At 44.3% G+C, this 22,874-nt stretch carries 18 protein-coding genes; 17 read left to right on the top strand and 1 reads right to left on the bottom strand.

What is annotated here, in order from left to right:
• The first annotated feature begins 23 nt into the window (after positions 1-23).
• The 13 genes from WAE59_RS19505 (at position 24) to WAE59_RS19445 (ending at position 17,859) form a co-directional block, all read left to right on the top strand.
• Positions 24-3,071 carry a SusC/RagA family TonB-linked outer membrane protein gene (locus WAE59_RS19505; protein ID WP_337857660.1) on the top strand — a complete coding sequence of 1,016 codons (3,048 nt, stop codon included), beginning with the start codon at positions 24-26 and terminating at the stop codon, positions 3,069-3,071.
• A gap of 36 nt (positions 3,072-3,107) precedes the next feature.
• Positions 3,108-4,793, top strand: a complete 1,686-nt coding sequence (locus tag WAE59_RS19500; RefSeq protein ID WP_337857659.1) for a RagB/SusD family nutrient uptake outer membrane protein — start codon at positions 3,108-3,110, stop codon at positions 4,791-4,793.
• 10 nt (positions 4,794-4,803) lie between these two features.
• The gene (locus WAE59_RS19495) at positions 4,804-6,105 is read left to right on the top strand and encodes a glycoside hydrolase family 2 TIM barrel-domain containing protein (RefSeq protein WP_337857658.1); all 1,302 of its coding nucleotides are present in this window, start codon (positions 4,804-4,806) and stop codon (positions 6,103-6,105) included.
• 10 nt (positions 6,106-6,115) lie between these two features.
• On the top strand, positions 6,116-7,210 hold the full coding sequence (locus tag WAE59_RS19490; RefSeq protein WP_337857657.1) for a glycoside hydrolase family 16 protein: 1,095 nt from the start codon (positions 6,116-6,118) through the stop codon (positions 7,208-7,210).
• 106 nt (positions 7,211-7,316) lie between these two features.
• Positions 7,317-7,529, top strand: a complete 213-nt coding sequence (locus WAE59_RS19485) for a type II toxin-antitoxin system Y4mF family antitoxin (protein WP_337857656.1) — start codon at positions 7,317-7,319, stop codon at positions 7,527-7,529.
• Entirely contained in the window at positions 7,519-7,857 is a 339-nt protein-coding gene (locus tag WAE59_RS19480) for a HipA N-terminal domain-containing protein (RefSeq protein ID WP_337857655.1), read from the top strand. Before WAE59_RS19485 ends, WAE59_RS19480 begins: the two co-directional genes overlap by 11 nt.
• Complete coding sequence (locus tag WAE59_RS19475) at positions 7,850-8,794, top strand: HipA domain-containing protein (protein WP_337857654.1); 945 nt, start codon at positions 7,850-7,852, stop codon at positions 8,792-8,794. The genes WAE59_RS19480 and WAE59_RS19475 overlap by 8 nt, the downstream gene beginning before the upstream one ends.
• Positions 8,795-9,398: 604 nt before the next feature.
• A complete protein-coding gene (locus WAE59_RS19470) occupies positions 9,399-9,965 on the top strand; it encodes an RNA polymerase sigma-70 factor (RefSeq protein WP_337857653.1) in 567 nt (188 codons plus the stop codon).
• Between the two features lie 56 nt (positions 9,966-10,021).
• A complete protein-coding gene (locus tag WAE59_RS19465; RefSeq protein ID WP_337857652.1) occupies positions 10,022-10,951 on the top strand; it encodes a FecR family protein in 930 nt (309 codons plus the stop codon).
• Positions 10,952-10,976: 25 nt separating this feature from the next.
• Positions 10,977-14,288, top strand: a complete 3,312-nt coding sequence (locus tag WAE59_RS19460) for a SusC/RagA family TonB-linked outer membrane protein (protein ID WP_337857651.1) — start codon at positions 10,977-10,979, stop codon at positions 14,286-14,288.
• A 10-nt stretch (positions 14,289-14,298) separates the two neighbouring features.
• Positions 14,299-15,819 (top strand): RagB/SusD family nutrient uptake outer membrane protein, encoded by a 1,521-nt coding sequence (locus WAE59_RS19455; protein WP_337857650.1) that lies wholly within the window; start codon positions 14,299-14,301, stop codon positions 15,817-15,819.
• 81 nt (positions 15,820-15,900) lie between these two features.
• A complete protein-coding gene (locus tag WAE59_RS19450; protein WP_337857649.1) occupies positions 15,901-16,866 on the top strand; it encodes a phosphatidylinositol-specific phospholipase C in 966 nt (321 codons plus the stop codon).
• 123 nt (positions 16,867-16,989) lie between these two features.
• Positions 16,990-17,859, top strand: coding sequence for an Rpn family recombination-promoting nuclease/putative transposase (locus WAE59_RS19445; RefSeq protein ID WP_337857648.1), 870 nt, complete (start codon positions 16,990-16,992; stop codon positions 17,857-17,859).
• A 17-nt stretch (positions 17,860-17,876) separates the two neighbouring features.
• Here the strand turns inward: WAE59_RS19445 and WAE59_RS19440 are convergent, their stop codons facing one another.
• Positions 17,877-18,374 carry a hypothetical protein gene (locus tag WAE59_RS19440; RefSeq protein ID WP_337857647.1) on the bottom strand — a complete coding sequence of 166 codons (498 nt, stop codon included), beginning with the start codon at positions 18,372-18,374 and terminating at the stop codon, positions 17,877-17,879.
• Between the two features lie 328 nt (positions 18,375-18,702).
• Between WAE59_RS19440 and WAE59_RS19435 the strand changes: the two genes are divergently transcribed.
• The 4 genes from WAE59_RS19435 (at position 18,703) to WAE59_RS19420 (ending at position 22,732) form a co-directional block, all read left to right on the top strand.
• Positions 18,703-19,011, top strand: coding sequence for an ORF6N domain-containing protein (locus WAE59_RS19435; protein ID WP_337857646.1), 309 nt, complete (start codon positions 18,703-18,705; stop codon positions 19,009-19,011).
• A gap of 157 nt (positions 19,012-19,168) precedes the next feature.
• Positions 19,169-20,710, top strand: a complete 1,542-nt coding sequence (locus WAE59_RS19430; protein ID WP_337857645.1) for an ATP-binding protein — start codon at positions 19,169-19,171, stop codon at positions 20,708-20,710.
• Positions 20,711-20,740: 30 nt separating this feature from the next.
• Positions 20,741-21,571, top strand: coding sequence for an AraC family transcriptional regulator (locus WAE59_RS19425; protein WP_337857644.1), 831 nt, complete (start codon positions 20,741-20,743; stop codon positions 21,569-21,571).
• Between the two features lie 33 nt (positions 21,572-21,604).
• Positions 21,605-22,732: an FAD-dependent monooxygenase gene (locus WAE59_RS19420; protein WP_337857643.1), complete on the top strand. Its 1,128-nt coding sequence runs from the start codon at positions 21,605-21,607 to the stop codon at positions 22,730-22,732.
• The last annotated feature ends 142 nt before the right edge of the window (positions 22,733-22,874 follow it).

Below are 22,874 nucleotides of genomic sequence, written 5' to 3'. Positions count from 1 at the left end.
TTTAATTAAAGCCAAATATAAATATGAAAAGAATTCGACTATTGATCGTATTACTGATTTGTTCGCTTGCCTTTACAGAGGCATTCGCTCAGGGCATTGCCATTTCTGGAGTGGTTAAGGACAAAACAGGACTGGAAATTCCGGGTGTTTCCGTGGTGGTTAAGGGAACCAACACGGGTGTTTCTACCACAGCAGATGGTAAATATTCCATCACCGTACCAAAAGCTGGTTCAACCCTGGTATTCTCTTTTGTGGGGATGACCAGTCAGGAAATCATTGTGACCAAATCGGAAGCAGTTAACGTTGTGATGGATGATGCGGATAACACCTTAAACGATGTTGTTGTAGTCGGTTTTGGTACGCAGAAAAGGAGCAATGTAACCGGTTCTGTAGCGACCGTAAACAACAAACAATTGGTACAGACCCCTGTTGGCGATTTGAGTAATGCTTTAGCAGGTCGTACGCCTGGGGTGATTACCAAACAACCCTCCGGAGAGCCGGGTGCCGATGGTACACAAATTTTCATCAGAGGTAACTCTACTTTTGGTGGTGGTAGCATGGAACCCCTGTTTGTCATCGACGGAGTGGTTCGTACCGGACGTGATTTCGGGCAGATGGATCCCAATGAGATCGAGAGCGTAAGTATCTTAAAGGATGCTTCTTCTGCGGCAATTTTTGGGGTCAAAGGAGCAAATGGTGTCGTTTTAGTCACTACTAAACGAGGTAAAGCCGGACAGCTCAGTGCAAATTATTCCTTCAATTATGGTTTCTCTAAGGTAACCAGATTACCAGATGCTTTAGGCTCTTACGAATACGCAACGCTATATAACGAAGCGAAGTTAAACGACAATCCATTAGCCACACCAGAATTTTCCTTAGAGCGTTTGGAGTCTTTCAGAAATGGATCAAATCCTGATGCAGACCCGAACACCGACTGGATGGATTTAGTCCTTGGAGGCACTGCACCAAGAAAGCAGCACAACCTGTCACTTTCCGGTGGCAGCGAAAAAATCAAATACTTTACTTCATTTGGATACCTTAATGAAGATGGTTTATATAAGTCATTGAATTATAGTAGGTATAATGTTAGAAGTAATGTCGACATCCAGGCAACTTCAACGACCAAAATCTCTGTCGATTTATCTGGAAGGGTAGAAAACAAGCAATCTCCGCCAGCCAGCATAGATAATATTTTTGAGCACACCATGCGTAATCCACCGGTGCAGCCAGCAAGATTTTCTAATGGATTATTAGCTGCACCAGGCGTATATCCAAATCCCCTGGCCTTAATTAGCGAACAAAGCGGCTACAATAGAAACAATGCCAATTTCTTCATGAGCAACTTTCAGGTTGTACAGCAAATTCCTGGTGTAGAAGGCCTGTCTGTTAAAGGTGTCCTGGCGTTCGATAAGAACTTCAACTCTAACAAAACCTGGAACCAATGGGTGCCGCTTTACGTAAGAAATAACGATGGTACCTATGCGATCAACGCAGAATCTAAATCATCACTTTCCAAAGGATATGGTGAAGGTCAAAGTACCGAATTACAGGGCCATATCAATTATGATAGAAGGTTTGGAAAACATGGCATTTCCGCTTTAGCACTGGTATTGCAAAAACAAAATCAGGGTACCGGAATTTACGCAGCCAGAAATTCCTACGAGAGTTCTGCCTTACAAATTCTGAATTTTGGTCCGGCATTAAATGAAGTATTGAGCGATGGTGAAGATAAAACCGCATTACGTAGTGCGGCCTTCCGTATCAATTACGATTTTGATGGTAAATACCTTTTTCAGGCGAGTTTGAGAAGAGATGAGTCGGAGAACTTTGCGCCAAAAGAAAGAGTGGGCTATTTCCCTGCATTTTCTGCCGGTTGGTTGTTGACCAGGGAGAGTTTCATGCAAAATCTGAAATTTGTAGATTTCTTAAAACTAAAGGCGTCTTACGGAACATTGGGAAGTGACCGTATCCCTAGTCGTTTTGGTTATTACAACCGTTACAACCTGGTGCCAAACGTATATCCTTTTGGCGGTACCTTCGTTACAGGTCTCACGCCAGGTGCCATTGCCAATGAAAACCTGACCTGGGAAACCTCTGTCAAAATGGATGCAGGGGTCGAAGCTAAATTATTCAAAAATCAATTGAGTGTAGACGTAACCGTTTTCAAGGAAAGAAGAAAAGATATCTTAGCGACCAGAGCGCTATCTGTTCCTTTGAGTTTTGGGGCGGCTTTGCCCAGCGAAAACTTCGGTATCGTAGATAATAAAGGTTTGGAGGTAGTTTTAAACCACACCAGGCAATTGTCTGACAATTTCTCTTACTTCATTGGTGGTAACTTTACCTATGCAAAAAACAAAATTGTAGAGGCTGCAGAGGCATCAAATATTCCGGATTACAGACGCATTACAGGAAGACCAAACGGTGGAATTTATGGTTACAAAGCAATCGGTATTTTTAAAGATGCAGCAGATTATGCAGCTTCAGTAAAACACAGTGCGTACCTGACTTCCACAGGGCCAGGTGATATCAAATATCAGGATATCAATGGAGATGGGGTCATCAACGATGACGACATTACCTATTTAGGAAATGGTTCCTTACCACAAGTCCTTTACGGAATCAATGGTGGTGTAAATTATAAAGGCTTTGAGTTGAACTTCCTGTTGCAGGGAGCAGCACAGTCTCAACAACTGTTTACGCAGAATGCAGCCTGGGCCTTCCACAATGGCGGCCGCGTAAATGCAGAATGGTTAGACAGATGGACGCCAGCCCGTCCTGATGCACCGCTTCCACGTTTGAGCCTGAACACCAATGGCAACAATTATCTGGTCAGCAGTTTCTGGGTTCAAAACTCCAGCTATTTGCGCTTAAAGAACGTAGAGCTGGCCTATACGCTTAAGAATCAGCTTTTGTCCAAGATCGGCGCCAGTAGTCTGAGGCTCTACGCTCAGGGTCAGAACTTATTTACGGTTACCGACCTCATCAATCTGGATCCTGAGAATACCAATGGCATAGGCAGGTATTACCCACAACAAAAGACCTACACCTTTGGGGTTAATATACAGTTCTAATAACCAATCGTTGAAATGAATATTAAAAGAAAAGAAATGATTAAAAGACATAAATGGTTGGTTGGCGTGATATTGGTTACGCTGACCACTTTCTCCTGCAAAAAAGACCTGTTGGATATTAAACCGATAGATTTCGTATCAGATGTTGCCGTTTTTCAAGACATTACCCTTACCTCTCAGTTTGTGAGCGATATCTATGGCACCATGTTAAGTGGTTTCGAACGTCGTGATTTCGGTTATGACCAGGATTGGGCACGCGGTTTTGCTACCCTGGATATGATGACAGATGACATCGAAGGGCACAACGATTTGCCGATGAACAGGGTTCAGGCGGGTGATTTGAACTCAAATTTCTCCATGGGTACACAGCTTTGGGCGGTCAACTACGCTTTGATCAGAAAGGCCAATACTTTAATCGCGCGTATAGATGGAGTGCCAACTACCAATACCGCTTTAAAAGATCGCTTAAAAGCAGAAGCTAAATTTTTGAGGGCATTTGCTTACGCAGACTTGGTTAAATCTTTTGGTGGCGTACCCTTGATCATCACAGAACAAAATGCAAGTGACGACCTGGAAGTTCCAAGAAATACTTACGATGAGTGTGTGGCTTTTATCCTCAAAGAATGTGATGAAGCAGCTGCGGTATTGTCGCCAACCTATCCGGATGCGGATTTGGGCAGGGCTACAAAAGGTGCGGCATTAGCTTTAAAAGCCAGGGTATTACTGTATCACGCCAGTCCACTTAACAATCCGGGCAACGTCGTTTCCAGATGGGATGATGCGGCAAAAGCAGCTAAGGAGGTCATGAACATGTCGCCCTCTGTATATACTTTGTATCCAGACTATTACCAGTTGTTCATGACGAAAACCGGAAACAAAGAAGTGATTTTTGCTAAAAAATTCGGACGTCCAAACCGTACACACCAAAGTGCCTGGATGTTACACATGAGTTTTACGCCTACAGGCTGGGGCGGCTGGGGTGCTTTCCATGCGACACAAAATCTGGTAGATGCATTTGAAATGAAAACAACAGGCCTGCGTCCTGATCAGGCTGGTTCTGGTTACGACCCGCAAAATCCATATGCCAACCGGGATACCCGCCTGGATAAAGCCATGTTAATGAATGGTTCGCAATTCAAAGGGATCACCGTAGAAACCTTCCAAAGTGCAGATCTCAGTGTTTTTCCTGATGGTAATGCAAATAGCCGCACCAATGGCGACAGAACCAAAACCGGTTACGGCCTGCGTAAGTTCATCGACGAAAAAAACATGACTGCTGATGCAGTATATCAGGGTGGTGATAACGACTGGATTTACATGCGCTATGCTGAAGTTCTATTAAACTATGCTGAAGCGAAAAATGAGTTCAGCGGCCCGGATGCAAGTGTCTACGATGCCCTGGACGAGATACGAAGAAGAGGAGGACTGCCACCTTTAACCAGAAATTTTTCTAAGGGCGATTTGCAAACTAAGATCCGTAACGAGCGTAGGGTAGAACTTTGTTTCGAAGAACACCGTGTATATGATGTGAGACGCTGGAAAACAGGAATGACATTCTTCAATCAGCCTGTATACAGAATGAACGTAATTAAAAATACAAACGGTACCCTAACCTACAGCAAAGTCGTATTAGAAAACAGGGTTTACAAAGAAAGTTACAACCTCTTCCCAATTCCCCAGATTGAAATGGAGAGAAATAGAAAACTAACGCCGAATCCTTAATAGAAAGCAGATGCAGAAAATACTCTTTGGCACTATTGCCATGTGTGCAACAATTTGTAATGGGCTGTTTGCGGTAGAGCAGTTGCCAGCTGGCGAAAAACTCCAGCCCGTTAAAGTAGAAGTTAAAAAAACTGAAAAAGGATTTCAGCTATTGCGCGGCGGCAAACCTTACTTTGTTAAAGGTGCCGGCGGAACTGCTTACTTTCATCGGGTTGCCGCAAATGGTGGTAACTCCATACGCACCTGGGGAACCGATGGCGCTAAAGAGATTTTAGATTCTGCACAGCAAAATGGCCTGACGGTCATGATGGGGCTCTGGGTAGCTCCGGAACGTCATGGTTTTAATTATGATGATCCCGTAGCGGTGAGAAAGCAATTTGAGAAAGCAAAAGCTGAGGTGATGAAGTATAAAGACCATCCAGCCATGTTAAGTTGGGGAATAGGGAACGAGTTAAACCTTTCTTATACAAATCCGAGGGTCTGGAAGGCGGTGAATGACATCGCAAAGATGATTCATGAACTGGATCCCAATCACCCGGCTACGACTGTACTCGCAGGAATCAATCAGAAAGAGATCGATCATATCCAGGCAGATGCCAAAGATTTAGATTTCTTATCCATTAATACCTACGCCGATTTAAGTGTGTTGCCGGCAAGGGTTAAATCTACAGGCTGGACCGGTCCCTACATGGTGACCGAATGGGGACCCACAGGTCACTGGGAAGGCTTGCAAACGAAATGGAATGCACCTGTGGAAGAAAGCAGCAGTGAGAAAGCAGCGGTTTACCGAAGCCGGTACATTTATTCTGTTGAAAGAGATCAGGCGAATTGTTTGGGCTCATATGTGTTTTTATGGGGACAGAAACAAGAAAGAACACCCACATGGTATGGTCTTTTTACAGCCAAAGGCGAAGAAAGTGAAGTGATTGATGTGATGCAGTATCTTTGGACCGGAGCCTATCCTAAAAACAGAGCGCCGCACATTTATGGTTTTACCTTGGATAGCAAAAGAGCAAATCAAAGCGTTTACCTTAAACCCGGGACGACCTATCACGCAGCGGTAGATGCTTTTGATCCCAACAACGATGCCCTCAGTTACCGTTGGGAATTGTTGCCGGAAGCCACAAAGGTTGGCGAGGGCGGTGATCATGAAGACAAACCAGAAGCGTTAAAAATGGTGCTAAAGTCGATCGGTAAAGGTGAAATTAGCCTGACTGCCCCTAAAGCACCTGGTGCTTATCGTTTATTTATCTATGTTGCCGATGGCAAAAATAAAGTTGCCACCGCGAATATTCCCTTTTACGTACAATAAAACCAAGGATATGAAAACACCTGCATTTTTTAGAAACTCGTTGCTCATATTGACGCTGCTGATGCTGAACCTGAGCTGTAAAAAGGAAGCAAAAGCGGTAGCACCCACTGGTTTACAATTGGTAGCTACTGTAAGTGATGATGGTTCCGGCAGGGTAGATTTCGTTGCCACTGCGAGTAACGCTGATCGTTATTTGTTCTCATTCGGACAAGGCGCCAACGAAAGTATCAGGTCTGCAGATGGGAAGGCCTACACGATATATGCAGAAAGTGGCGTCTATACCGTGAAGGTCATCGCTTATGCAGGCGATCAGTCCATGGAAGTCACGAAGCAAATTACGGTTGATAAAAATGAAGTGATCGACAATACCGGTTATGTCTCTGCAGAAAGTTATCCGGGAATGACCCTGGTTTGGCGGGATGAATTTAATGGCACAGCGCTGGATGACAAGTTTTGGAACTTTGAAGAAGGAAACGGCACCGACGGTTGGGGTAACCTGGAATTGCAGTACTATCGTAAAGAAAATACCAGGGTACGTAATGGTTACTTAACCATTACGGCAAGGAAAGAATCTTTCGGGGGCAAGGAGTATACTTCATCCAGATTAACCACAGAAGCAAAAAAAGACTTCTTGTACGGGCGTATCGATTTCAGGGCAAAATTACCTAAAGGACAGGGTATCTGGCCGGCATTTTGGGCTTTGGGTGCAAACATCCGGACTACGCCATGGCCATTCTCCGGAGAAATTGACATCATGGAAATGGTAGGCGGTGGCGCCGGAAAAGACAACACCGTTCATGGAACCGTACATTATGAGGACGGTGGACATAAATATATCGGTGGTTCTACTACCCTGACATCGGGAGATTTTTACGATAAGTTTCATGTGTTTTCTGTAGTATGGACGGAGCGATCTATAAAATGGTATCTAGACGATGTGCAGTTTTATACATTTGATACCACAGGTGCCAACAAAGATGAATTCAGGCGTTCCTACTTCCTGCTCATCAACCTTGCGGTTGGTGGCAATTGGCCAGGTGCACCAAACGCGGCTACTGTCTTCCCGCAAAAGTATGTGATAGATTATGTGAGGGTTTTTCAATGATATTGTACCCGTTCGGGTATCCTTTTCGTCATTTTAACTATAATTGTACCCGATAGGGTATATTTTAATTAAATATCGCTATATTGTACCCGAAAGGGTACAGTATATGGATGCTATTGTCAAATTTATTAAAGAGTCCAGAAAGAAACACGGATTATCGCAGGAGGATCTGGCCTTTAAGGCAGGTGTCGGACTACGCTTTTTGAGGGAATTGGAGCGTGGAAAAACTACGGTCCAGCTAGATAAAGTAAACGAGGTGCTGAAGATGTTCGGTAAACAGGTAGGTGTGATTGAGAAGGAGCCAGATCATGACAACTAAGGCGAAAGTAATGTATGCTGAGCACCTTGCAGGGATTCTGCAGAAGAATGATACGGGTTATACTTTTAGCTACGATGAGGCGTACCTGAAGGATGAAAAAGCTAAGCCTATAAGCCAGACACTGCCTTTGAGCCCATATCCTCAACACAGCAAAATACTGTTTTCCTTTTTTGATGGGCTCATTCCGGAAGGTTGGCTGCTTGATGTCGCTAGTAAGCACTGGAACATCAAGGGGACGGATCGTTTTGAATTATTAATTACCCTATGCAGGGATACTATAGGAGCCGTAACTGTATTGCCCATAGGAGAGGAGGACAACAATGAGTAATTGCTTTTTCTGCTACAAGCCGGTTGAAGCAGGATCCGGTTATCATAAGTCCTGCTGTAAAAAGTTTTTTGGTAGCGCAGAACTGCCGGAGCTTAAGTTGAATCAGAAACTATTGGATGAGCTTACTGCTCAGACCATTAACAAGCGGATTGCCATCACGGGTGTCCAGCCCAAATTGTCTTTAGATCTGGAGCCTGCAAAGGCGGGAAAGCGGCTTACCATCGTAGGTCTTTGGGGAAAATACATCCTTAAACCTCAAAATGCAGAAATTGCTGCAATGCCCGAAGTGGAGGACCTCACCATGCACCTTGCAGAATTGTTCCACATTAAAACTTGTGGTCATTGTCTGATCCCCATGTCTGATGGTAAAATGGTTTATGTTGCCAAGCGCTTCGATCGGAAAGGAAACATTAAAATACATGCAGAAGATTTTTGTCAGCTAGGTGGTTTTCAGACGGAGCAAAAATATGATAGTTCCTACGAGCGTTGTGGCAAGTTGATTAACGCCTATTGCACAAATCGGGGTTTAGACCTGCTCAATTATTTCGAGCTGTTGGTGTTTTCTTTTCTGAGCGGCAACAGTGATATGCATATGAAGAACTTTTCCATTTTATATAAGGAAGACGAAATTGTGCTTTCACCTGCTTATGATCTGATCAACAGTAGCTTGGTGTTCCCAAAGGATAAGGACGACACGGCGATGCTTTTAAGCGGACGTAAAAGGAATTTGAAGTTTCAGGATTTTAGTAACCTGGCAGATTCACTTGGAATAGATTCAAAAGTGTTTTCACGGGTTATTAAGAAGTTTACCGCTGATCATGATAAGGTCTTTAAGCTCATTGATCGCTCCTTCCTTTCAGCAGATTATCAAGAAGAATACAAGCGTATTTGGCTCGAGCGGGTAGGGAGGCTGAGTTCTGCGGGGCACAGTGACTAAGTGGAGGTTTCGGCAATACTGTCCACCTGATTTTGAAATCCGCTGTTCAGCCATTTTGCTGCAAAATGTCCACTAATTCAGCCAAAGTATCCACTTGACTGATTTTAAAGGCTTTGAATCATCATTCATATGGGGTCTGCGTTCCTGTTCCACTGAGCAGTTTCAGAAAGCTCAGTGAACTGAAAATGGGGTAAAATCTGGATTCTAAACAGAGACTTATAGAGAACTGAATTAGGGACGCTACTAACGCTAATCTAAGCACATTTATCAGTCAGAAATACCTAGCGCCAGGTCCAGGGGATCCAGAAAGCGTTGGGTGAAAACTGACTGGACACTTTGGCCCGAAAAGAGGTAGATACTATCTCCGAAATCTTCAAATTGAAGATATTATTGAAATGAGCGGCCTTTCCCAAGAAGAAATAGAAAAGTTGTAAACTAGAATTGACAATAGCTTAGGCTAAGTCTTCAGATTTAGCCTATCACCTACCTCATTTGTCCGAAGGCACCTTTATAAGTTTCCTGACGATTTATCTTTTGTTTATTGGCAGTTAATATTAACGGAATATACCAAAGCTAGATTTGTCGGGATTCAAATTATTCGATTTTGGACATACAGCTTTTCTCCGATCTGCAGGCCAATGATCCCAAAGCCATGGATGAAATCTATGAGGCTTGGTGGGAAAAGTTATTCGATTTCGCCTACGGCAAAGTTGGCGATGAAGATGTGGCGGGAGATGTGGTGCAGGAAGTGCTCATCTATCTTTGGGAAAACAGGCAGCAGCTTAATGTAGAAACATCATTGTCAGCTTATCTGCATCAGGCCGTAAAGTATCGGATATTGAACTACTATAAGGCCAACTCCATTCGGCAAAGCCATCAGGAACACTTGATAAGATTAGCCGATTCTGCTTTAGAGCTGCAGGCAGAAAGCATCATGATGTATAAGGAAATGCAGGGCGAAATAGACCAGGCCGTAAAGGGACTGCCCGAAAAGATGCAGGTTGTTTTTAGAATGAGCAAAATTTCAGGAAAATCCAATCCGGAGATCGCTGCTGAGCTGGGCATTTCCCTGCAGACGGTTAAAAACCAATTGAGCACCGCAGTTAAAATTTTAAAAAAATCACTTTCTTATCTCCAACTGCTGATTTTATACTGCTTAACGCAAAGTTAATTTACGGATAACAAATCCTGCTGGTACTTTTTTCGATTCCATTTGACTTCTAAGCAATGAAGGAAAAGAAAGCGAAAGAACTTCTCGAAAAGTATTTATGGGGAACAGCAACAGCACAGGAACAAAGTCTGGTGGATGAATGGTACAATTCCATCGAGTTCAAGGGAAAGCTTAGTGCTGATCAAAAACAACGGCTCGGCTCATTGGCTAAAAAAACTTTACAGGCCAGGACCAGACCGATCCTAAAAGTTAGATTGTACCGCCCCTGGATCCAGGCGGCTGCGGCAGTTCTGCTTATTGTGCTCGGTACCCTCTGGCTTACCAAAAATAAGCCCGGTCAGGCCGACCAAGACCTGATTGTAGTGCGCAACGGATCAAGTTCTAAATTGCTGAGTTTGCCCGACGGTTCCGCAGTAACGCTTCATGCATATTCTACCCTTGCCTATCCCCAGCAATTTACGAAAAGCGAACGCCGGGTCTTTCTTAGAGAGGGTGCCGCCTTCTTTGATGTGAAACACGATGAGAAAAGGCGGTTCGCCGTGGCTACATCTACTGGATTAGCTGTAAAGGTATTAGGGACCAGCTTTTTGCTGAAATCTTTCGCTAAACAGAATGATATTTTGGTAGCCGTGAGCACGGGAAAGGTGGCTGTCGACAGGCAAGGAAAAACACTTGGACTACTGAACCGGGGCGACCAATTGCTTTTCCACAAGGGCACAAAAACATTTACGCTGAGTAAAAACACGGAAGTGAAAACTGTTCCGATCCACTTTAATGGCAGTACGATTAGCCAGGTTGCCAGGAAGCTGGCCTATGTCTACAATGTAAAGTTGAAACTGGATCCATCGGTTGATTCGAAGTTAAAAACCACAGCCCGATTCAATTCTTCGCTTAGCATCACCGAAATGCTCAGCCTGATTTGCAAACTGCACCAACTCAGGTATAAAGTAGCACCTGACCAACAAACTTATATCCTTTATAAATAAACATACAAACAGATAACAACTTAAAATGATGAAAACACCTCTATTTAATGCGGTATTTTTTGCCATGCTGATTTTTAGCAACGCAGCATTCGCCTCTAACCTGATGGCGCAAAAATTGGCAAATACCGAAATAAGCCTGCGGGTTTATAAAGGACAAACGGTCCTGGCCATCGTTCAGCAGATTGAACAGGAAAATAGTTTAAAGTTTGTCTACAATCCGGACGAATTGATTCAGAACAAGGCTTTTTTCTCGAAAGCCTATCACAAATATCCGGTAAGAACGCTGCTGGACCAATTGGGAATCTACGCAATGGAGCAGAGCGATTATATCGTATTGACCAGGCCTAGTTCAAAAGTTGCCAGAATGGAAATTACGGGAACCGTAAAGGATTCATTAGGTGCGGCATTGCCGGGAGTATCTGTGAAAGTGATCGGGAGCGAACGTGCTACATTAACCGACTACAGGGGTAATTATAAGATCAATGCCAATGTAGGAGAGGTCTTGTCCTTTACCATGTTGGGCTATCAGGCCAGGGAAATGACCGTAGGCAGTAGCACAACCATCGATGTGGAATTGACTGAAGCCCCAAGCCTGCTAAAGGACGTGGTCATAGTGGGTTATGGTTCACAAAAGAAAGAGACCCTAACGGGAGCGATCAGCACTGTGTCTTTAGATCAGTTGGGTTCCAGATCGCTAAACAATGTGGGTGATGTGCTCGCAGGTAAATCCCCTGGCGTCATTGTGACCAACGAAGGCGGTGATCCTACTTCTCCGCCCCGGGTCAACGTAAGGGGAATGGGCGGCATCAATGGTGAGCGTGTGCTCTATGTAGTAGACGGTTCCATCTTCTCCGGGACTCCACAGATCAATCCGAATGATATCGAATCGATTTCGGTGCTTAAAGATGCTTCTGCGGCAATTTATGGAGCCCGGGCATCTGGAGGTGTGGTCTTGATTACCACAAAAAAAGGCAAGAAGGGCGAAATGCAGATTACTGTAGATGGCAAGATTGGTAGCCAAAGCGCCTGGCGTAAACTGGATCCTTTAAATGCAGAGGAACGTGCGCAGGTTGCACAGACCGCGGCCAAAAATGGCGGCAGTACTTTACTGCCTGCATTTAATCCTGCCCTGTTCCCCGACGGCCAAATCACCCGTACCAATTGGATGGATGAGGTTTTCAGGTCAGCCATGTTGCAGGATTACAATACGGCAATCAGTGGGGGCAGCGACAAATCTAATTTCTACCTGAGTTTCAATTACCGTGACGCAGAGGGTATCGTACTGAACACAAAGACACAGCGCTATAATTTCAGGATCAATTCATCTCATAAACTGAACAATTGGTTGACCCTCGGCGAGCAGCTTTCTTACAGCAGTACAAACGGCAACGGTGCCAATACCAGCAGCGACTATACAGGGGCCTTGTTATCGGCCATTTACTATCCGACTAATGGAACACCTTATAATGCCGATGGCAGTTTTGCAGGTCTGCCGGGCGGTCAATATGCCGGTGACTATGGAGATATCGTCAATCCCGTTGCCGAACTACAGCGTATAGACATCAGCAACCCATCCAATGTGCTGGTGATCAATCCCTATGCTACGATCGATCTGCTAAAAGGTCTCACATTCAGGTCAAACTTCAGCCTGACCAAAACCAATGCCTATTATAAAAACTTTATACCAAAACGTCCGGAAGTTGGGAAACCGGTGCTGAGCAATAGTTTGGAGGAACGCTCTGATTTAAGCAGCGATCTTTTGGCTGAACAGGTACTGAACTATAAAACTGCATTTGCTGCACACCAACTGGATGCAACCGGGGGTTATACCTACCAGAAAACCACAAACAACGGAGTAAAAGCTATCGGCTCTGGTTTCGATGACGAATCTAAACAATACCGGTACCTGGTCAATGCTACCGTTGTACAGCCATCTACCAGCTATTATAATACACAGGCACTTTCATCCTTGTTTTTGCGTGTCAATTATAACTACAAAGAAAAATACCTCCTCTCCCTGATTGGTCGTAGGGACGGCTCATCGCTCCTGACAAAAGAAAATCGTTTCAGAAACTATGGCTCTGCTTCCTTAGGCTGGGTGCTAAGTAAAGAAGATTTCCTGAAAAACCTGAGTTGGCTCGATGAATTAAAAATAAGAGGAAGCTATGGTATTTTAGGGAATTTGGGCAGTTTATCTGCAGATGCGGTAAATCCATTGTTACGTGCGGCGCAAGGGTATTTCGGACAAACGCCAGCCCTGCAAAACGGGTACACACAAAACGTACTGGCGAATAAAGATCTGACCTGGGCTGAATCCAAACAGACCAATCTTGGACTGGATCTTTCTGTGTTCAGTGGCCTGAGCCTGAATGCCGACTATTTTGTAAAAGAGATCGATCAGATGATCCTGACCAGACCTTTGCCGGGCACCGCCGGTTTGGAAACACAGACCATTAATGCAGGCCTGGTAAGGGATCGGGGTATAGAACTTGGATTGACCTTCAACAATCAGCAAGATGCGGCATTTCAATATTCGATCAATGGAACGTTTACCAGGTTGAAAAATAAAATACTGGCCTTCGCACCAGGGATGCAGAATATCGCGGTGTCTACCAATTTCAGGAATGAACTGGCGCCCTTGGTCAATGCTGTTGGGCAACCGCTCTACAGTTATTTTGTGCTGAAAACAAATGGCATCTTCCAAAACCAGGCCGAAGTAGATGCACATCAAGGAGCCAATGGGCAAAAAATCCAGCCCAATGCCAAGCCAGGCGACTTTAGGTTTGAGGACATAGACGGAAGTGGTTCCATTGATTCAAAGGATAGATATTACGCTGGAAGTGCCTATCCAAATTTCTCTTTTGGTTTGAGCTTTAACGCCAGCTATAAGAACTTTGATCTGAATATTTTTGCGCAAGGTGTGCAGGGCAACAAGCTTTTCAACGCGGTAAAGCGTACTACCTACAATGCCAGCGGACCATCCTACAATAAACTGGCTGGTATTTTGGATGCATGGTCGCCGGAAAACCCTGGTGGCAAGGTGCCCATCATTTCTACTTCCGATGCAAACGGCAACTTCAATGCATCCGATTTTTATATCGAAGATGGCTCTTATCTGCGTTTGCGCAACCTGACCCTCGGTTATACTTTACCGAAATCGCTGAGTTCAAAAATGAAGACCGGCGGGATTCGTGTTTATGCCACGGCCAACAACCTCTTTACCATTACAGATTATACCGGTTTTGATCCGGAAATAGGGATGGACAACAATGGCCTGGATGTGGGCAGGTATCCACAGGCCAGAAGCTTTTTTATTGGACTAAGTGTAAAACTTTAAAATTTTTATCATGATCTCAAGATTTAAATATTTCATACTGGCCGCCACATTGGGCTTGACAGCATGCAGCAAACAATTAGATATTATTCCTGAAGGTGCTCCCTCGGCGCAAAACTTTTGGAAAACCAAAGAAGATGCAGTGAAGGCGCAAGCCGGCATGTATGCAAACTACAATGCGGAGGAATTCTATGGACGTGGGATGTTCTGGTTCATCAATGCGAGTGACGATATGGTAACCGGCCGCAACAAGCCGGAAGGCGATAACATCAAGGATTTCAACCGCAATTATATTGGCGGCGGATATACCGAAACACAATGGAGCTTACGTTATGCGATCATCAAAAGAGCCAACGATATCATCATCAATGTGCCAAATATCACCATGGATGAAAACCTCAAAAAGGCAATTATCGGTGATGCGTATTTCAACGCTGGACTGGTGTATTTTCAACTGGCGGCCAACTATGGCAATAGCAAAGCAGGAGTACCGATAGTGAAACCTGATGCCGACCCTGCGATTCCGGTTCCGAGAGCTGCAAATGTCAACGAAAACTATGACTACATCATCGACCTGTTTTTAAAGGCTGCAGATCAGCTGCCCGTATTTACACAGATGGCAGCCGCCGATTATGGAAAGGCCCACAAGACAGCAGCATGGGCATACCTATCCAAGGTCTATCTGTATAAAAAAGATTATGCCAACGCTGCAAAGTATGCAGACATGGTGATCACATCAGGTCAGCACAAGCTGGTAGATAATTTTGCAGACGTTTTCAAAGCGGCAAACAACTGGTCTAAAGAATACATCTGGTCTGTCGTGTGTACACCAAGTGGCGGAGGAACAGGATGGGGCAGCAAGTTGCCGGGGGTAATGCTCACCAATAAGGCCTGGGGCATATACAACGGTTGGGGCTATTATTTGCCAACAAAGGAACTGTACGATTCTTTTGAAACCGGCGATCTGCGACGTGAGGCCAGCATCCTCAAAACCGGGGATAAGTTTATGTTCTTTGGGGCGGAGCGTACTTTTACAAAAGATGCAGGTGCGACTTCCGATTATCAGTTCAAGAAATATATGGAGCCCTTTAGCTATGCAAACCCGATTCCAAACCATGTGAACCCAAATGGCGATAACGGAACTACTGACCTGAACGTTCCTTTGATGCGTTTCGCAGAGGTATTGCTGATTAAGGCAGAAGCAGCCATCAATATCAGTGGTGCCGGTGCCGGCGACACAGAACTGAACATGATCCGCAAGCGTGCCAATCTGGAACCGAAAACAGGCATGACGATCACAGATCTCAAACGTGAGCGTAGAAATGAGTTGGCGGGTGAATGGGCAGATCGGCACCGCGACCTGGTCAGGTGGGGCGATGCAGAAGCGGTATATAAACTGCCATTGCACGATTCTGGTGGTAATGTGATCTGGAAAAGCCGGGCATTTAATCCGCAGGTACATGATGTTTGGGCGGTTCCCCAACGCGAAATTGACAACAGTGGTGGTCTGATCAAACAAAATCCCGGATGGTAAGCGAATGTTCATCCAAAGCTATCCGCATTTCCAAACCCTTAATTTTTAGCAAATAGATCAAACATATCATCCTCAAAAATTATGAAAAAATTAGTTATTTCCCTGGCCGTATTGGCCTGCTCATTTTCTGCTTGTAAAAAGGAGCAGGAAACACCAATGGTAAGCCCATCCGCTAAAGCGAGCACGGCAACAGCGGCTGAGGTAGAATTACAGGCAATGGCACCATTAATGACCAACTGGATGTCGGGCCTGCCAAATACTACCCCAATAGCACGCTTATCCATTCCCGGGACCCACGATTCAGGGGCCCTCTTCGAACCAATTTCGAGCACTGCAAAATGCCAGAATGTGGGAATCGCCGCACAGTTGAACATGGGGGTACGCTACCTGGATATTCGTTGCAGGCACATTGATGACAGCTTCGCAATTCATCATGGAGCAATTTATCAGAACCTGAATTTTCAGGATGTAGTAAATGCCTGTCTTAACTTTTTGAATGCAAATCCTACGGAAACCATTCTGATGAGCGTTAAAGAAGAGTATGACTATTCCAATACCACCCGTTCATTTGAAGCCACTTTCAACACCTATACGCAACAGAACCCAGGTAAATGGGATTTAACTGATGCCCTGCCCAATTTAGGTGCCTTACGTGGCAAGATCAAGTTGATCAGGAGATTTATCGGCACAAAGGGCATCAATGCGACTGCCTGGGCTGATAATACCACGTTTGACATCAGCAACAGCTACGGTGGGATCAGAATTCAGGATGCCTACAAGGTTACCAATTTGGCCAATAAATGGACTGCAGTGGAAGGACTTTTGAACGCAGCAAAAAACGACAGTTCGAACAAGCTTTACATCAACTACGCAAGCGGTTATCAGCCTGGTATCTTTAGCATACCAAACATTAATGCAGTGGCCAATTATGTAAATCCAAAGCTTAGCCAGTATTTCACCAATAATGCTTCAGGCAGGTATGGTGTCATCCCCATGGATTTCGTGGATCAGGCTAAAGCGCAATTGATCGTCAACAAAAATTTTTAAACTGATCATTTAACCCCTGGTCTATTTGCAGAGGCTACCACAGGTTGGTAGCCTTTTTTTCTGCCAGAATTTAGCCGGTTTCCTAAAATATGGGATTATTCGCTGTGTATAAATCTACACGAAATGAATAACAACCGTTACATCGACCTGCTGGTCGATTTTGCATTTAAAAAAATCTTCGGAACGGATTCCGATAAGGCCTTACTGATCAATTTGCTGAACGCAGTATTTGAAAACAGAAAGGTGATTGTTGACCTGGTCTACAACAAAAACGAACATCATGGCAACAACAAAGAGGAAGGGGCAGCGGTGTTCGATCTGCTCTGTACCGGCGATAAGGGAGAGAAATTCCTGATCGAAATTCAGCACAGCAAGCCGATCAATTTTAAAAAACGAAGTATCTTTTATACTTCCAGGCTCATTAGTGAAGAAGCTCCAAAGGGAGGGATGAAAGAATGGCAGTATGATATTTCAGAAGTTTATTTCGTCGCTATTCTGGATCAGCCGGAACCAGATCATATGCCTCAGAGGCTGATTTCCAATGGCAGGTACCTGCATGATGTATGTCTCTGCTATCGGGATACAGGTGAAATATTTTATGATCAATTGGGTTACACCTATATAGATTTGCTTAATTTTGTAAAGACACTGGAGCAATGCAGTACTGAGTTGGACAAATGGCTCTATCATTTGAAGAACATGCAAAGGATGAAGCAACTCCCGGATAATCTGGAGAAGACGATTTTTGAACAGCTTTACAGTGCCGCCGAATACGTTAACTTAAGTCAGGAGGAACAACGCATGTATGACGAGGATCTGAAACGCAAATGGGACAACGCAGCTGTGCTCGCAGGAGCAGAAGAGCGGGGAATTGAGAAGGGGAGAGCCGAAGAAAAATTGAACATTGCACAAAAAATGAAGGCTAAAGGATTTTCAATTGAAGACATTATTGAAATGAGCGGCCTTTCTCAGGAAGAAATAGAAAAGCTGTAAATCACTGATCAGATCGTCTACTTAACGGTAATAGGTATTTCATTACCCTCAAACCAACCTTTTATACAATTTGAGCCATATTGATTATGGTATGAAATCTTTATTTTATATTTCCCTGGAGAAAGTATTTTATTGTTCTCTTTTAGAAACTGACTTACATTCAAGGTTTTTATATAAGATTTTCCCTGAGTTAGCTCAATATATTTAAATGTATTTCCCGGACCGAAATCTAGTTTGCCTGCACCGGGCAGAAATATGTTATCTCCATCATTTTTAGTGATTAGTATTTCAAAGAAAATCGGTAGCGGATCAAAAAGGTCTAAAAGTTTAACTGGCTCATACTTTAAGTTCTTAAAGTGAACTTTAAAAGAAAGGTGATTGGCCTTTATCTCACCTTTTTCCATCCGCTCTATTCTGAAATTGATGGCTGGATTAATTTTTTGTTTTAGATTATCCTGAGCAAATGAAATTTTGCTGAATAATGTGAGGACTATTAATAATATGATCTCTTTCATTCTTAAATATAAAGTTAAGGGCTTTCCCAACCTATCTCGTTTTTGATTATTAATCCCAAATTTCTGTAATATCAGTCAATATTTTTAAAACACACCAAAATATTAATTTTAGAGAAATAATTGGTTGTTTTGGTTATTGTTATTAAGTTTGGTCATCAACTATCAAATATGATAAAATCGGAAGAAATAAGCGTTAATACGGTTCCAGACCTTTTTGTTGAGCTCAACAAAATGATCGAATTGGGAGGCGGTTCTATTCGGCAGGTCGAAGATATTGTCTTAAAATGCGAGAAAATCTCACAAATCTTCAAAAAAAAATTTTTAAACTATGACTGATGAAATTGTCAGAGTTCCAGACGAGGTGGTTTTAAGTAAGATCTATATGATCAGAAACCAGAAGGTAATGTTAGATAGTGATTTGGCAGAGCTTTATGGTGTTGAGACTAAAAGACTGAATGAACAGGTTCGACGGAATCCTGATAGATTTCCTGAAGATTTTATGTTTCATCTTACACAGGAAGAATCCGAATTTTTGAGGTCGCAATTTGCGACCTCAAAAATTAAAAGAGGGGGTAGGACTTATTTACCCCTATGCTTTCACAGAACATGGAGTTTTGATGCTATCCAGCGTACTTAATAGCAAGCAAGCTATATTTTATGTAGGTTAAGTCTTCAGACTTAACCTACATAAAATACGCAATTCCTGGCATAGCTCCATAGCGCTAGGTCTGTTACTTGAAATTTCAGCCCTGCGGCGCAGTCGGTTTCCTTCTGCAAAAACATTATCTTTGTTTATGACCAGAAAGTATCCGATAGGCTTACAATCATTTCGTGAAATACGGGAAGGTGGATTTTTGTATATAGATAAAACTGAACTGATCTATGATCTGGTAAATTCGGGAAAATATTACTTCCTAAGCAGACCTAGACGTTTTGGGAAATCCTTATTGGTAGATACCATCGAAGAGTTGTTCTCCGGTAGCAAGAAATTGTTTGATGGCCTTTGGATAGAAAACCACTGGAACTGGGAGAAAAAAAATCCGGTGATACACATCTCTTTTTCCGATATCGGCGTCAATACGATGGGATTGATTCCGGCTATTTACAATGCTTTGGAAATTGCAGCCGGGAAACTTAACATTAGCTTAACGGCTCAAAGTTACGATCAGCAGTTTAGGGAATTGATAGGAAAAGCTTCCTTAAAAGGTCAAGTGGTGATTCTCATGGATGAGTACGACAAGCCGATCATAGATTACCTGGATGACCTGCCTAAGGCCAATGAACACAGGGAGATCATGGGTAATTTTTATTCCGTACTTAAAGGTGCAGATGCACATATTCGTTTTTTATTAATCACGGGCGTGAGCCGTTTTAGTAAGGTGAGTATTTTCTCTGATTTGAATAATCTGGAAGACATTACTGTGGGAAGGCAATTCAATAACTTGCTGGGTATTACGCAACAAGAACTAGAAGCGAACTTTAAAGAAGAATTAGCTACTTATCCTGCTGAACTTAGTGTGGACCCTCAGAAATTATTGGTAGCAATTAAGGAACGCTATAACGGATATTCATGGGGTGGCAGGGAAACTTTGTACAATCCCTTTTCTTTACTGAACTTTATGAAACAGCGGGAGTTTAGAAATTTTTGGTTTGCTACAGGTTCGCCAACATTTCTGGTCAAGGGGATCAGGGCTAAGGGTGAATACGACTTTGAAAGGGTAAGTAGTAATGAGAACAAGTTGAGTCAATTTGATCCTGCAAATATGCTGTCTGTACCACTTTTGTTTCAGACAGGCTACCTCACCATCAAAAGTTATGATCAGACTACCCGGAATTACACTTTAGGTTACCCCAATTTAGAAGTCAAGGATAGTTTATTGGACAATTTATTGAGTGCATACAGAGGCGTTTTTCCCAACACTTCTTCTGAAGAAACCGGTGATTTATTGCTCTCTATTCTGGGGGGAGATATCGCCGGGATCATCAAAGCCTTGAATGCGGTTATCTCCAGCATTCCTTACGATCACTGGCGTGCTGATACGGAATCTATTTTCCACATCATTACTTTACTCACATTCCAAAAGATTGGGGTAGATGTGCAAACTGAAGTGCATAGCAGCAAAGGTCGTTGTGATATTCTAGTACAGACTGACCGCTATATTTATGTGATGGAATTGAAAAGGGATGGAACAGCACAGGAAGCTTTGGACCAAATACTGGACCTGGCATATCTAGGGCCTTATGCCTCAGATCGCCGCAGAAAGATTGCAATTGGAATAAGTTTTTCTTCAGAAAATAGAGAAGTAGCGGATTACCTTTCCCAGGAGGTAGCTTGATAGCTTTCTAAGGATATTGGTCACTTAATCATGCAGCACCTTGAACTACAGCCACCGGTCGGGATGCGCGACCGGATACAGGGCTTCTGGTACCTGGAGCGAGACTTCGGTTCGGAGCCTTCGGCATTTGAGGTGCTACCTGATGGAAACGCAGAGGTCATTTTTTATTTTGGCACTGAGCTGACTTTACAGCAAGGCGGCCAGCGGGAGCTGATGCCTTCTCCTTTCATTGTAGGGCTCCTTGGGAAAACGGTACAATTTTATGCAAAAGGCCGGCTGAAGATCATAGGTGTGAAGTGTTATCCCTGGGCTGTGTATGAGCTCCTAAACCTGACACCCATAAAAGACGGCCTTGCCAGTAGTTTAAGCCATCCCATCGTTTCATTGCAACATGAGATGGCCGCGCTATTGGAACAGGAAAAGATTGCAGAGGGACTGAACCTGGTCAGCAACTGGTTTGTGGAGCAGCAATCATTGTTGGCCGACAATCCATTATTAGCTAAAGCAGGTAAAGCCATGTTGCAGAGCAAGGGCAGTTTGCCGGTAACAGCGGTAGCTGAGGCTGCGCATGCCACGGTGCGGACGCTGGAAAGGAAATTCAAAGCCTCAAGCGGACATACGGTGAAGGATGTCGCTGTGCTGATGCGTTTCGAGCAGGTGCGTGACCGCTTGTGGTGCGCGCCGGATACGCCTATTGCCGGACTGGCCCATGAGCTGGGCTACGCAGACCAATCACACCTCAACCGGGAATTCAAGCGGTATTCCGGGATGACAGCTGCGGCATTTGCCAGACAGGCGAAAGTCAGGCGAGCCAGCTTTGCCGATGATTTTGTCGCAATTGTTCTATCCTCGCAGGTTTAGCTTTGCCAGTTTTGTGCTTTAAATCCTAAAAGCATGAAAGCAATAAAAGATCAAAAGATACTGATTTCCGGTGCCAGCATTGCTGGTTTGTCAACGGCATGGTGGCTGAACCATATCGGTTACCAGGTAACGGTAGTCGAAATGGCTGCCGCACCGCGAACCGCAGGTGGCGCAGTGGACCTGGTGGGTGATGCCATCGGCATCGCCAAACGCATGGGACTGTATGCGCAGTTCAAGGCACATCAATTGGGTGTGGACAGGATCGATTTTAAAAATATGGATGATGTCACGGAAGGCAGCCTGGTGCTTAATGGCGAGCCTGAAGAACAGCCCGCTGACGATGAAATTGAAATTGAGCGTGATAAATTTGTGGAGGTCGTGATGGGCGACCTGGGCGACAAAGTAGCATTTATTTTCAACGATAGCGTCAGCGCTTTGGCAGAACAAGATTCCGGTATCGCGGTGACATTCAGAAGCGGGACTGTAGGTAATTTCGACCTGGTGATTGGTGCTGACGGCTCGCATTCCAATATCCGCAGGCTTTGGTTTGGGCCGGAAAGCGACTATGCTGTTTTTCTTGAAGCCTATTTCTCCATCAGTATTGTTCCCGGCTTGTTGGTGCCGAAACGGACAGCAGAGCTGTACCGCATGCCTTACAGGTCGGTGATGCTGAACGCCTACAACAATAAGACAGATATTATATTTACCTATGTTGCTCATGAAGAGGTCCCTTACGATTATCGGGATACGGCACAGCAGCGCCAGATGATCCAGGATCAGTTTAGCGGTAAAGGATGGCGAATTGCAGAGTTACTGGAGCAGGTGGAACAATCGGGTAACTTTTACTTCGACAAATTCTGCCAGATCAAAATGCCTGCCTGGTCAAAAGGCCGGGTGGCGCTGGTAGGCGATGCGGCTTACTGCGCTTCGCCTGCTGCGGGTCAGGGGGCATCCTTATCCATGTGCGGCGCGGCTGCATTGGCAGATGCCCTGCTGAAACATGAAGGAAACTACCGCAGCGCCTTTGGAGACTATGAAGCCAACCTTCGTCCCCATGTGGAAGAAGTGCAGGCTATGGCAGCGCATAATGTAAAAGAAAACTTCATGTTGCGTACTGAAGAAGAGGTGAGGGAGCGCAATCGCGAAGCAAGGCTTTTTTGAGGTACAGCCCCTGACGGATGGAATCTGGGTGGACGGAATCTGGGCTAAGTCAATGAGGGTGTCCGAAAAGGTGCAATTTACTATTCTATGTTTCTCGTCATCCTGAATTTAGTTCAGGATCCCCGCTTGAGCATGGTTTAAA

Source organism: Pedobacter sp. GR22-6 (genome assembly GCF_037402555.1).
In the GTDB taxonomy this organism is placed as follows: Bacteria; Bacteroidota; Bacteroidia; order Sphingobacteriales; family Sphingobacteriaceae; genus Pedobacter.
This window is presented reverse-complemented; position numbering and strand designations above follow the sequence as displayed.